At 73.1% G+C, this 12,033-nt stretch carries 12 protein-coding genes; 6 read left to right on the forward strand and 6 right to left on the reverse strand.

Translation table 11 applies throughout. The annotated features are described in order from the left end of the window. Positions 1–28: 28 nt before the first annotated feature. A complete protein-coding gene (locus tag C6361_RS33540) occupies positions 29–1,666 on the reverse strand; it encodes a N,N-dimethylformamidase beta subunit family domain-containing protein (protein WP_107270189.1) in 1,638 nt (545 codons plus the stop codon). Between the two features lie 493 nt (positions 1,667–2,159). Here C6361_RS33540 and C6361_RS33545 point away from each other — a divergent pair, with 493 nt between their 5' ends. Then, positions 2,160–2,708 carry a hypothetical protein gene (locus tag C6361_RS33545; protein WP_107271339.1) on the forward strand — a complete coding sequence of 183 codons (549 nt, stop codon included), beginning with the start codon at positions 2,160–2,162 and terminating at the stop codon, positions 2,706–2,708. 94 nt (positions 2,709–2,802) lie between these two features. On the opposite strand, the gene glnA is transcribed toward C6361_RS33545, so the two are convergent. Continuing rightward, a complete protein-coding gene (glnA, locus tag C6361_RS33550; protein WP_107261696.1) occupies positions 2,803–4,155 on the reverse strand; it encodes a type I glutamate--ammonia ligase in 1,353 nt (450 codons plus the stop codon). 277 nt (positions 4,156–4,432) lie between these two features. Here glnA and C6361_RS33555 point away from each other — a divergent pair, with 277 nt between their 5' ends. Both C6361_RS33555 and panB read left to right on the forward strand, forming a co-directional pair. Continuing rightward, positions 4,433–6,238, forward strand: coding sequence for an NAD+ synthase (locus C6361_RS33555; RefSeq protein ID WP_107270190.1), 1,806 nt, complete (start codon positions 4,433–4,435; stop codon positions 6,236–6,238). Positions 6,239–6,368: 130 nt separating this feature from the next. Next, positions 6,369–7,226, forward strand: coding sequence for a 3-methyl-2-oxobutanoate hydroxymethyltransferase (gene panB, locus C6361_RS33560; RefSeq protein ID WP_369930896.1), 858 nt, complete (start codon positions 6,369–6,371; stop codon positions 7,224–7,226). Positions 7,227–7,295: 69 nt separating this feature from the next. Here panB and npdG read toward each other — a convergent pair whose 3' ends face one another. Then, positions 7,296–7,994 carry an NADPH-dependent F420 reductase gene (gene npdG / locus C6361_RS33565; RefSeq protein WP_107261700.1) on the reverse strand — a complete coding sequence of 233 codons (699 nt, stop codon included), beginning with the start codon at positions 7,992–7,994 and terminating at the stop codon, positions 7,296–7,298. A 140-nt stretch (positions 7,995–8,134) separates the two neighbouring features. Between npdG and C6361_RS37330 the strand changes: the two genes are divergently transcribed. Continuing rightward, positions 8,135–8,905 carry a hypothetical protein gene (locus C6361_RS37330; protein ID WP_159079601.1) on the forward strand — a complete coding sequence of 257 codons (771 nt, stop codon included), beginning with the start codon at positions 8,135–8,137 and terminating at the stop codon, positions 8,903–8,905. Here the strand turns inward: C6361_RS37330 and C6361_RS33575 are convergent. Continuing rightward, positions 8,902–9,105, reverse strand: coding sequence for a hypothetical protein (locus tag C6361_RS33575; protein ID WP_107261704.1), 204 nt, complete (start codon positions 9,103–9,105; stop codon positions 8,902–8,904). The two genes, C6361_RS37330 and C6361_RS33575, sit on opposite strands and share 4 nt — an antisense overlap. 291 nt (positions 9,106–9,396) lie before the next feature. On the opposite strand from C6361_RS33575, the gene C6361_RS33580 reads away from it, so the two are divergent. Both C6361_RS33580 and C6361_RS33585 read left to right on the forward strand, forming a co-directional pair. Beyond that, the gene (locus C6361_RS33580) at positions 9,397–9,978 is read left to right on the forward strand and encodes a hypothetical protein (RefSeq protein WP_159079602.1); all 582 of its coding nucleotides are present in this window, start codon (positions 9,397–9,399) and stop codon (positions 9,976–9,978) included. Positions 9,979–10,054: 76 nt separating this feature from the next. Continuing rightward, positions 10,055–10,558 carry an NUDIX domain-containing protein gene (locus C6361_RS33585; RefSeq protein ID WP_107271340.1) on the forward strand — a complete coding sequence of 168 codons (504 nt, stop codon included), beginning with the start codon at positions 10,055–10,057 and terminating at the stop codon, positions 10,556–10,558. Positions 10,559–10,852: 294 nt separating this feature from the next. On the opposite strand, the gene C6361_RS38595 is transcribed toward C6361_RS33585, so the two are convergent. Both C6361_RS38595 and C6361_RS38600 read right to left on the reverse strand, forming a co-directional pair. Further along, positions 10,853–11,593, reverse strand: a complete 741-nt coding sequence (locus C6361_RS38595) for an alpha/beta fold hydrolase (protein ID WP_107270196.1) — start codon at positions 11,591–11,593, stop codon at positions 10,853–10,855. Beyond that, positions 11,590–11,865 (reverse strand): hypothetical protein, encoded by a 276-nt coding sequence (locus tag C6361_RS38600; protein WP_234359167.1) that lies wholly within the window; start codon positions 11,863–11,865, stop codon positions 11,590–11,592. The genes C6361_RS38595 and C6361_RS38600 overlap by 4 nt, the downstream gene beginning before the upstream one ends. Between the last annotated feature and the right edge of the window lie 168 nt (positions 11,866–12,033).

Here is a 12,033-nt window from a genome sequence, read left to right on the forward strand (position 1 = left end):
CGGCGCAGCGCTCAGCCCGGCGCAGCGCTCAGCCCGGCGGGCGCAGTACGCGGTCGAGCAGGTTGCGGGTCGCCCGCTGTAGCCGGGCGTCGACGAAGCCGCTGGCGTAGAGGGCCCGGGTCCAGCCCAGCGAGCCCGCGTCGAAGACCCAGGCCCCGGACTGTGCCTGGTAGAGCGAGGTCTGTTGCTGGTAGGCCCGCCCCCGGCGCCGGTACGGGGAGTCGGCGAGCAGGACCCGGTCGGTGGCCCGGGGAGTGCGCAGCGCCGGCTGCACCCGGTCCGCCTCGCCGTACACCACCCGGGGGATGCGGTCGCCGTCGCGCAGTTCGGTACCGGCCCAGAACCAGTGCCGGCTGTCCCGGACCACGAGCGGCGCCTGCCCGTCCACGATGCTGACGTACTGCCCGCCGAGGAGTTCCTGCTCCGGGCTGCCCGCGTTGCGCCACCGGGTCGTCAACGGGACCTCACCGTCGTACGGGGGCAGGCTCTTGGCACAGTCGATCACCCGTTCCGCCGAGCGGCTCTCCGGGCCGGCGTACCGGACGCGCCAGTAGCAGTTGTTGGCGGCGAGGAAGACGAGGCTCGTCCCGGCGTCCCGGGCGGCGGCGGCCAGCCGGCGCATCTCGACGGACCAGTACTCGTCGTGTCCACAGAAGACCGCCGCCCAGTACCGTCGCGGGTCGACCCGGCCGGTGTGCAGGTCCTCGCTGGTGGCGTAGGCGACGTCGTAGCCGTGCTGTTCGAGCCACTGCACGAAGCCGATGTCGTGCCGGCTCTGACTCGGAATTCCGCTGCCCCGGTAGGGCCGGTCGTGGCAGACGGCGGTGGCCCGCAGCTCGGAGTCGCGCCGACCGGCCGGGTCGAATCCGTTGTAGAGGCTGGTGCCGGTACGCCCGTCGTCCGGCCACATGTTGTACGCCTGGTAGGTGCTGGTCGGGACGACGACCAGCCCGGCCGCCAGCCGTCCCGGGTCACGGACCACGAACGGGACCCACCGGCACCAGCCGTCGGCGTTGGTCAGCAGCGCCAGGTAGAAACCGCTGACCCAGTCCCGGCCCACCCGCAGGCGCCAGTCGACCGGCCAGTCGCAGTGCACCATCCCGGTCTCCGTCGACACCTTCGGCGGCGGCTGCCGGCGACCGGTGAGCCACGGGCTCGTCGCGACGAGTCGTCCGCCGAGCCCGCCGTAGTGGCCCAGCCGGTAGACCTCGATCCGGTAGGACTGCGCCGGTGCGACCGAGACGTGGAAGCCCAGTTCCGCACCGATCTCCACCCCGCTCGACGAGGTGTAGCCGGCGATCTGGTTGCGCACGTCGTCGCCAAACCGGTGGCGCTCGATGCTGAACCCGGCGGCGCCGGGCCGGGAGTTCTCCCGGGCGACCGCGGACTGTCCGGCACCCGAGGCGCGGCGCGGGGGCGCCTCGACCGGGCCGGGCTCCGCGTCACCGGGATAGTAGGGGTCGGTCGACGGGGCGGCGGTGGGCGTGCCGGACGCACCGGCCGGGGCCGGCACCGAGCCGCCCCAGCTACCCGTGCCGGTGGGCTTCACCGCCCCACGGGCCTTGAGGACGCCGTACGCCCCGGCGGTGCCGAGCGAGGCGAACGCGCCGGCTCCGAAGAGCGTCAGTGTCGTCCGCCGTGACCACCGGACCGACCGATCCGCCATCTGTCCCCTTCCACGCCGGTCACCGAGCTGCCACAGCGACCGGCCCCGGCGATGTCGTCCCGGGGAGCTGATCGGTGTGCGGGTCGGCCGGTGGCGTCACGACCCGACCGACACGGTGCCGCGCCGGTGCGCGGGGCGGACCGGGCGGGCGCGAAGAGCATATGGGGCCGGGCATCGGGACGGCCGCCCGTAACCGCCGGTTCCGTCAGGACCGACAATCGCCCCAGAGTGGACGGTCCGGGCGGCGTCGGGTACAGGCGCGGCGTCGGCGGACAACCGACGCAGGGGGCGGCTACCGCCGCAGGTGACGGCGGAAGGTCGGGAAGCTCCCCGCGCTCCGACGACGATTCTCAGCCGACTGCCAGCGGGCACCCGGATTGCCAGCCGGCTGACAGGTCCTTCCGGGGTGCGGTCCAGCGTGCTGCCGCAATCTGAGGGACTGGTACCGGTACGCGCCAGGTTGGCGTACGCACCCGAGGAGGTAATCCACAGCATGGGCACTCTGCTTTCCCGGAAGAGGGTCGTCGGCGGTCTGCTGGCCGCCGGAGTACTCACGGTGGGGCTGGCGGCTCCGGCCGTGGCGTTCGCGGAGGACGCGACACCCGCCCCGACCCCGTCGACCTCGGCCGAGCGTGACCAGACCGCGCCCGGGCACGACAAGCGCCTGGCGGAGCAGCGCGGCAGGCTCGCCGAGCAGCTCGCCGAGGAACTGGGCGTGCCTCAGGAGAGGGTCGAGACGGCGCTGGCGAAGATCAAGGAGCAGCACCGGGCCGAGTGGAAGGACCGGGCCGAGCAGCGGGGCAAGGGCAGGCCGGACGCGCGGTCGAAGGCCGACCGGCAGGCCATGCTGAAGGAACGGCTCGACCAGGCGGTCTCGGACGGCAAGCTGACCCGGGAGCAGGCCGACGCCGTCATCGCGGCGGCGGAGTCGGGGGTCTTCCCGGCCTGGGGCGGCGGGCCCGGTGCGGGTGGCCCGAAGCACGGCGGCCCGGCCGACGCGCCGGCCGACGGCGCCGAGTCGGACACCCCGGCCGGCAAGTAGTCCCGGGGCGGCACTCCGGGCCACCGGGTCGCGCGTCTCGTCGGCGCGCGGCCCGGCACCCCGAGCCGGCCGGCACGACGGTGCCGGGCCCGGCCTAGAGCAGACCCAGGTAGCGCTGCCGCTCGTACGGGGTGACCTCGCGGCGGTACTGCTCCCACTCGGCGCGCTTGTTGCGCAGGAAGAAGTCGAAGACGTGCTCGCCGAGCACCTCGGCGACCAGTTCCGAGCCGGACATCACGTCGATCGCCTCGGCGAGGTTCTCCGGCAGCGACTCGTACCCCATCGCCTTGCGCTCGGCGTTGGAGAGCGACCAGACGTCGTCCTCGGCGCCCGGCGGCAGCTCGTAGCCCTCCTCGATCCCCTTGAGGCCGGCGCCGAGCAGCACCGCGAACGCCAGGTAGGGGTTGGTCGCCGAGTCGGGTGAGCGGACCTCCACCCGGGCCGAGTTCGGCTTGCCGTACGCCGGCACCCGGACCAGCGCGGAGCGGTTCAGGTGCCCCCAGCAGACGTACGCCGGGGACTCGGTGATCCGGTCCGGCAGCGCCTGCGGGAAGAGCCGCTTGTAGGAGTTGACCCACTGGTTGGTGACCGCGGTGTATTCCCGGGCGTGCACCAGCAGGCCGGCGATGAACGCCTTGCCGACCTTGGAGAGCTTCATCGGGTCACTGGCGTCGTGGAAGGCGTTGCGCTCCCCCTCGAAGAGCGACAGGTGGGTGTGCATCCCGCTGCCCGGCTGGTCGGTGAAGGGCTTGGGCATGAAGCTGGCCCGTACCCCGGTGGAGAGGGCGACCTCCTTGACCATGTGCCGGAAGGTCATGATGTTGTCGGCCGTGGTGAGCGCGTCGGCGTAGCGCAGGTCGATCTCCTGCTGGCCGGGCGCGACCTCGTGGTGGCTGAACTCCACCGAGATGCCGATCCGCTCCAGCGCCAGCACGGCCTGCCGGCGGAAGTCCCGGGCCACCGCGTGGGTGGTGTGCTCGAAGTAGCCGCCGGAGTCGACCGGGACCGGCAGCGAGCCGTCGTTGGGGCCGTTCTCCAGCAGGAAGAACTCGATCTCGGGGTGGGTGTAGAAGGTGAAGCCCTTCTCGGCGGCCCGGGACAGCGCCCGGCGCAGCACGTGCCGCGGGTCGGCCCAGGAGGGGCTGCCGTCGGGGAGCAGGATGTCGCAGAACATCCGGGCGCTCTCGCCGGAGACGCCGCCCTCGAACGGGAAGACCTGGAAGGTGGTGGGGTCGGGCATCGCGACCATGTCCGACTCGAAGACCCGGGCGAAGCCCTCGATGGCGGAGCCGTCGAAGCCGATCCCCTCGTCGAAGGCCGCCTCCAGCTCGGCCGGGGCCACCGAGACGCTCTTCAGCGTGCCGAGCACGTCGGTGAACCACAACCGGACGAAACGGATGTCACGCTCTTCCAGCGTGCGGAGCACGAACTCCTGCTGACGGTCCACCTCAACCCCTCGCACACTCTGTTCGGACCGGCCCAGCCGGCGCACGGCCTAGCGGTCCAGTCTTCACCGGTTCCGTTACGCGGACGTTACGTGAACTAGACCGGTACCGATGCGCGGGCTGGCGCGGCCTGCGTACTTCCTGGGCGTTCGTCCCAAACATAGCCCGCGGACCCTCCCCGGCGCGCGCCGGGCGGGTGCCGCGGTGGGTGAGCGCCGCCACGGCCGGCGCCGGCCGCCGTGCCGAGCCCGACGGGGCCGGCTGCGGCAAGATGGAGTCATGCCGACCTTGCGCATCGCCCTGGCCCAGGTCAACCCCACCGTCGGGGACATCACCGGCAACGCGGCGCTGATCCGCCAGCGGTCCCGGGACGCCGCCGGAGCCGGCGCGCATCTCGTGGCCTTCCCGGAGATGGTGCTGACCGGATATCCGGTCGAGGACCTGGTCTTCCGGGACTCCTTCGTCGCCGCCTCCCGGGCCGCCCTCGACCGGCTCGCCGCCGACCTCGCCGCCGACGGGCTCGGCGGGCTGCCGGTGCTGGTCGGCTACCTCGACGCCGACGGACCGGCCAGCGCCAACGCCGAGGCCACCCCGACCCGGGGGCCGCGCAACGCCCTCGGCGTGCTGCACGGCGGACGGGTGGTGGCCCGCTACTTCAAGCACCACCTGCCGAACTACGGCGTCTTCGACGAGGACCGCTACTTCGTCCCGGGCGACAGCCTGACGGTGGTCCGGATCGGCGGCGTCGACGTCGCGCTGACGGTCTGCGAGGACCTGTGGCAGGCCGGCGGCCCGTTCACGGTCGCCCGCCGCGCCGGGGTCGGGCTGGTCGTCAACATCAACGGCTCGCCGTACGAACTGAACAAGGACGACGTACGCCTGCCGCTGGTCCGCCGCCGGGCCGCCGAGGCCGAGGCGACCGTGGCGTACGTCAACATGGTCGGCGGCCAGGACGAGCTGGTCTTCGACGGAGACTCGATGATCGTCGCCGCCGACGGCACCCTGCTGGCCCGCGCCCCGCAGTTCGTCGAGCAGCTGCTCCTGCACGACCTCGACCTGCCCGAGGGCCGCGCCGACCTGCCTGAGGGCCGCGCCGACGCGGCCACCGGCACCGAGCCGGCCCGACCGGCGCCGGCCGACGCGCGGGCGGAGATGGCCGTCACCCGGGTCCGGGTCAGCGACGGACTGCCCGCCCCGACCGGCCCCCGGGCCACCGGCGGGGTGACCGAGCCGGTGGTCGACGAGGGCGAGGTGTGGCAGGCCCTGGTGCTCGGGCTGCGCGACTACGTCGACAAGAACGGCTTCCGCTCGGTGGTGCTCGGCCTCTCCGGCGGCATCGACTCCGCGCTGGTCGCCGCGATCGCGGTGGACGCGCTCGGCCCGGCTCGGGTGGTCGGGGTCTCGATGCCGAGCCAGCACTCCTCGGAACACTCCCTCGACGACGCCGCCGACCTGGCCAAGCGGACCGGGCTGGACTACCGGGTCGAGCCGATCCAGCCGATGGTCGACGGCTTCCTGGCCAACCTGTCGCTCTCCGGGATGGCGGTGGAGAACCTCCAGGCCCGGGTACGCGGGGTGCTGCTGATGGCGCTGTCGAACCAGGAGGGCCACCTCGTGCTCACCACCGGCAACAAGAGTGAGCTGGCGGTCGGCTACTCCACCCTCTACGGCGACTCGGTCGGCGGGTTCAACCCGCTCAAGGACGTCTGGAAGAGCCTGGTCTGGAAGCTGGCGAACTGGCGCAACGCGGAGGCCGGGCGGCGCGGCGAGACCCCACCGATCCCGGAGAACTCGATCCGGAAGCCGCCGAGCGCCGAGCTGAGCCCCGGCCAGCTCGACACCGACACCCTGCCGGACTACTCGATCCTCGACGCGATCCTGGTCGGCTACGTCGACGGCGACCAGGGCCGGGACGACCTGGTCGCGGCCGGGCACGATCCGGAGGTGGTGGACAAGGTGCTCCGGATGGTGGACATCGCCGAATACAAGCGCCGGCAGTCCGCGCCCGGACCGAAAATCTCGATCAAGGCGTTCGGTCGGGACCGCCGGGTGCCGATCACCAACCGGTGGCGCGAGCGTCCCTGACCGCTTCGGCGAGGCCGGTCTCCCCGGTGTGAAAACCTGCACTCTCCCTGCCGTACCCGCACCTGACGGTGGGACGATCGGCAGTGACCCGGGGACCGCGAACGCGGCCTCGAGGCGAGAGGAGACGACGATGTCCGAGCAGCAGATGGCGTCCGCCCCGGCCGAGGTGGCGACGCTGTACGGCGGTCCGGCGACCCGACGGGTACGCGCCCGCGACCTGGTCGCCGCCAAGGAACGCGGTGAGCGGTGGCCGATGCTCACCTCGTACGACCAGTACACTGCCGCGATCTTCGAGGAGGCCGGGATTCCGGTGCTCCTGGTCGGCGACTCGGCGGCGAACAACGTCTTCGGGCACGAGACGACGGTGCCGGTCACCATCGACGACCTGCTCCCGCTGGTCCGCGCGGTGGTACGCGCCACCAGCTACCCGCTGGTCGTCGGCGACCTGCCGTTCGGCTCGTACGAGGAGGGGCCGACCCAGGCGCTGCGCACCGCCGTACGGTTCATGAAGGAGGGCGGCTGCCACGCGGTGAAGCTGGAGGGCGGCCGGCAGGTGGCCGAGCAGATCCGGGCGATCACCGGGGCCGGCATCCCGGTGATGGCGCACATCGGCTTCACCCCGCAGCGGGAGCACACCATCGGCGGCTACCGGGTGCAGGGCCGGGGCGACGCCGCCGACGAGGTGGTGGCGGACGCGCTCGCGGTCGCCGAGGCCGGGGCGTTCTCGGTCGTCCTGGAGATGGTGCCGGGCGAGGTGGCCAAGCGGATCACGCACGAGCTGGCGATACCCACCATCGGGATCGGGGCCGGCCCGGACACCGACGCGCAGGTGCTGGTCTGGCAGGACATGGCCGGGCTGCGCTCCGGCCGGATGCCCCGGTTCGTGAAGCGCTACGCCGACCTGCACGGCACGCTCGCCGAGGCGACCCGGCGGTTCGCCGCCGAGGTCCGGGAGGCCGAGTTCCCCACCGCCGAGCACACCTTCTGAGTCCTGACCGCCTTGGGAGGGCCGCCCCCGGGTGGCTCTCCCGACGGGCCGGATCGGCCACCGCCGGCCTCAGACGTCGGTGACCCGGACTCCGGCGTGCGCCTTGTAACGCTTGTTGATCGCGATCAGGTTGGCGGTGAACGCCTCGATCTGGTGCGCGTTGCGCAGCCGCCCGGCGTAGATGCCGCGCATTCCGGGGATCCGCGCGGCGAGCGCGCCGACCAGCCCGACCAGCTCGCGCTCCTCGGTGCAGATCAGCACGTCCAGCTCGATCCGGTCGACCTCCGGGTCGGCCAGCAGCGGCGCGCTGACGTGGTTGAAGGCCGCGCAGACCCGGGAGTCGGGCAACAGCGCCGCCGCCTGCTGCACGGCGCTGCCCTCCTCGACCCGCAACGGGTACGGCCCCTGCTTGTCGAAGCCGAGCGGGTTGACGCAGTCGACGACCACCTTGCCGGCCAGCGGCTCGCGCAGTCCGGCGACGGTGTCCCGGTGCCCCTCCCAGGGAACGGCGATCACGACCACGTCGGAGCGGCTCGCCACCTCGACGTTGTCGCCGCCGGAGATCGCCGCGTCGGCCGGCATCCCGGGCAGGGTACGGAGTTCCGCCGCCGCCTGCTCCGCCCGGCCCGCCGAGCGGGAACCGATGAGTACCGGCTGACCCGCCCGGGCCAGCCGGTAGGCCAGTCCCCGCCCCTGGTCGCCCGTGCCGCCGATGATCCCGACGGTGAGTCCGGTGACGTCCGGCAGCACGCTCGCGTCATATGCCATGCCGGAATCCTCGCAGACCGTCCGGCGCACCGGCGGCATCGGGCCAGGTTGCGTACCCGGGGGTGTGGCACCGCACCGGAACGCCCCGGAAGGCGTCCCGGTGCGAAGCTCAACCCATCGTCTTCCGGGCGGTCGCCCTGGTGGCCTTCCGCGCCGGCGCCTTGGCCGGAGCCCTCCGCGCCGCGGCCTGCTTGCCGGGCGCCTTCCGGCCGGTGACCTTGCTCGCCGCCGTGCCGGTCCGCTTCGTCGTCGCGGTCGCCCGCTTCCCCGGAGCCTTCTTCGCCGTCGCCCGCTTCGCCGGAGCCTTCGTCGCGGTCGTGCGCTTCGCCGGTGCCTTCTTCGCGGTGGTGCGCTTGGCGGGAGCCTTCTTCGCCGCCGCGGTGGTCCGCTTCGCCGCCGTGGTGGTCTTCCGCGCCGCGGCGGTGGTCTTCTTGCCGGCCGTGGTCCGCTTCGCCGCGGTGGCGGTCTTCTTCGCCGCCGCCGAGGTCGTGCGCTTCGCGGTACCGGTGGTCTTCTTCGCCGCCGCCGTGGTGCGCTTCGCCGTGCCGGCGCGGCCCGTCGCCGCCCGCGTGGTGGTCTTCGCGGTGGCCTTCTTCGCGGGCGCCCGCTTTGCCGGTGCCTTCTTCGCCGGCGCCTTCTTCGCCGCCGTCGCGCGCTTGGCCGGGGCCTTCTTCGCGGGCGCCTTCTTGGCCACCGACGAACTGGCGGCCTTGCGGGCCGAGGTGCCCTTGCTGGCACCCGCGGTCCGGCTGCGCGCCGCGGTCTTCTTGCCGGCAGCACTTCTCGCTACCGTGCGGGTGGCCCTGGTTGCTTCGGCCATCTGTGTTCCTCCTTGCGGGACATGCTCTCGGGGGTCTCCTCGCGGAGCACCACGGAGTTTCTCGACGCGGGCTGTCGCCGCGCCGGTCTAGCGCTCCTCCCCGGCCCAGCGGGCATCCTCGGCGTCCCACGCTTCGTTGCGCTGCTGCACCCGCTGCAGCGCCTGCTCCGCGTCGGCTCCCGAGGCGTACGGACCGAGCACGTACCTCGCCGGGCAGACGTCGGCACCGGTCTCGACCCGGTGATGACGGATGCACCAGAAGTACTGCACATCACTCCCGCTGTCGCTCATGGGGTAACTGTGCACGGCAAACCGACCAGGCGCTACCGTTTCGCGCAAAATGACAGAGCGACTTCCACAGTAGACCCGATCGGATAACCGTCACCGGGGAAACGGCAAAGTGTCGCCGTACGGGGGAAAGGCATTCTGCGACAAGGGATTCACCGCCGTCAGCGGCCGATGAAGGGGGCGAGGACGTGCTGCGCGAGCGCCGGAAAAATTTCCCCCGCCGACCGGCTCCAACCGCCGCCTCATCAGGCTGACCTGGCACTTCGCGGCGCGGAATGGAGCACAATTCGCGGTGTGGGTGGCATGCGACAGGCGGGTGGGACGGGACGGCTCGGCCGGGTCCTGTCAATCGTCGCGTCGGCCATTCTGCTGCTGCTCGTCGGCAGCGCCGCGTACACCATTATGGGTATGGCGACCGAGCCCTCGATCGAGGAACAGGCCCGACAGGAAGCGGTACGTCAGGCCGCGCTGATCGGTGACGCACTCGTGCACGGCGTCGGTGACAGCGCCGCCGCACTCGGGGAGACCGCCGCGCGGAGCGGACGGGTCGAGGTACTCAGCGTCGACGGCACCGACCGGCGCCGCTCCCCCGGCGTACGGATGGTGTTCCGGGTGCACGTGGCGATGTCCCGGCCCGCGATGGCCGGGCGGAAACAGGCCGAGGTACGGATCTGTTTCCGTCAGGTCGTCGACCAGGAACGGGCGGACTTCTCCCGGGTCGAGGTGCCGTGCCCGGACAGCCTGCTGCCCGGCATGACGCCGACGGCGGCACCGAGCGAGCCGGCCGGCCACCCCGCGCCGGCACCCGGCACCGACCCGGCCGACGCGCCCAACCCGGCGGACGCGCCCAGCCCGGCCGCCGGACCGGGCGGCTGAACCGGGCGGCTGAACCAGCACCGCGCAGACCGGGCCGATCGGTTCGGCCGGCCGGCGGGTGGTTATGGTCCTCGGCATGGCCGTCCCGGAGTACGTCGCGCGGATTCGCAAGCTCGTCGGGCACGACCTGCTCTGGCTGCCCAGTGTGAGCGCCGTGGTCTGCAACGACGCCGGGGAGCTGCTGCTGGGCCAGCGGGCCGACGACGGGCGCTGGTCGGTCGTCAGCGGCATCGTCGAGCCCGGCGAGCAGCCCGCCGAGGCGCTGGTCCGGGAGGTCTTCGAGGAGACCGGCGTACGGGTGCTGCCGGAGCGGGTGACGAGCATAGTGGCGCGCCCGCACACCTACCCCAACGGCGACCAGTGCCAGTTCCTCAACATCGGCTTCCGGTGCCGGCTGCTCGACGGCGTCGCCCGGGTCAACGACGACGAGTCGGTAGCGGTCGGCTGGTTCGCCCCCGACCGGCTGCCGCCGCTCGACGAGCACGGACGGATCACGATCACGCACGCGCTGGCTCCGGCCACCGCCGCCAGCTGGTTCGCCCCGGACTCCTCCGCCCTCTCCCGGGGCGCCCGGACGTGACCTCGGCGGCTGCCGGCCCGCCTACGGCACGCCACCCGCCGCTGACCTGATCCGCCGTCCTTCACCGGTCCGCCTGCGGCGCGTCATCCGGCCGCTGGTCCGACTCCGGATCGCCGCCCGGTCGACTGGTCCGGTACGCCGTCGGGTCGCTGTCGGTCCACTCCGGATCCGGTCGTCCCGGCAGTCGAGGTCGCCGGCCGGGTCGGTCCCGGCAGTTGGGGTCGCCGACCGGGTCGTCCCGGCAGTTGAGGTCGCCGGCCGGGTCAGTCCCGGCAGTTGGGGTCGCCGGCCGGGTCAGGCCCGCCGGGCGGCTTCGGTCCGCCCGGCCCAGTAGGCGTCGAGGCGGTCGGCCAGCTCGATCGGGTGACCGAGCATCCCGAGGTGCCCGCCGGGCATCTCGTCCGGCTCGATGCCGAGCCGCTCCCGCGCGACGCGGCGGACGAAGTCGGCCGGGAGGAAGCGGTCGTCGCGGTGCAGGAGTACCCGGGTCGGCACGTCGGGCCAGGTCGTCACCGGTACCGGGTCACCGAACGGCTTGTCGGCCTGGTGCCTGCCCCGCCGGAAGACCTCGGTCACCAGGGTTGGCGGAAGGTCGTTGGCGAACAGCGCCGCCATGTCGTCCTCGGCCCGGCCGTCACGGATGTCCTGCTCCCGCCGGGCCTGCGGATAGCCGGTGTTGGCCCACCAGTCGCCGGGCGCCTCGCCGGGCAGTGGTATCTGCGGTCCCAACAGCACCAGCAGTTCCACCGGTGTCCGGTCGCAGACCACCGGGGCGGTGAAGGCACCGAAGGAGTGCGCGACCACCACCAGCCCGCCCCGGTCTGCCGAGCCCGTCCGGTCGGCGATCGCCGCCAGCGCCGCGTCGGCGTATTCGGAGAGGCCGGCGGAGTCGTCGTCGCAGGGCAGGTCGACCGCGACCACGTCGTGGCCCCGGGCGCGCAGCTCGGCGGCCAACAGATGCCAGCACCACGAGTCGGCGGCGGCACCGTGGATGAGCAGGTAGGTCGGCGGGGTCGTCCGATCGGGTCCGGTCACCGGTTGGCCGCCAGACCCGGCCCGCCGGCCAGGCCGCCGGCTCCGCCCCGGCGCGGCCTGTCGCCGGGTATCGGCGCCGGTGCCTGGCGTTCGGCCTGCACCTGGATCTCGATCTGCGACCGGTGTGCGGCCGGGTTGTAGACCTCGTCGAGCGGACCCAGCACCGCCCGGCCGACGCCGCGTCGCCGGGTCCGGGCGGCCAGCCAGCGAAGCCCGCCCAGGACCACGGCGAGTGCGCCGGCCAGCGCCACGAACGGCACGATCTGCTCCACGACACGGAGTGTAGGTGCGAGCACCGACACTTGCCGATCGCCTCGTTCTCCGGGAGCGACGGGCGGGATCGCGGGATCGCGCGACCGGGGATCGGCGGCCCCCGGGGATCGGCGGAACCGGGGATCGGCGGACCGGCGGGACCGGGGATCGGCAGGTCGGGGCACCCG

The organism is Plantactinospora sp. BC1, assembly GCF_003030345.1.
Classification (GTDB): Bacteria; Actinomycetota; Actinomycetes; order Mycobacteriales; family Micromonosporaceae; genus Plantactinospora.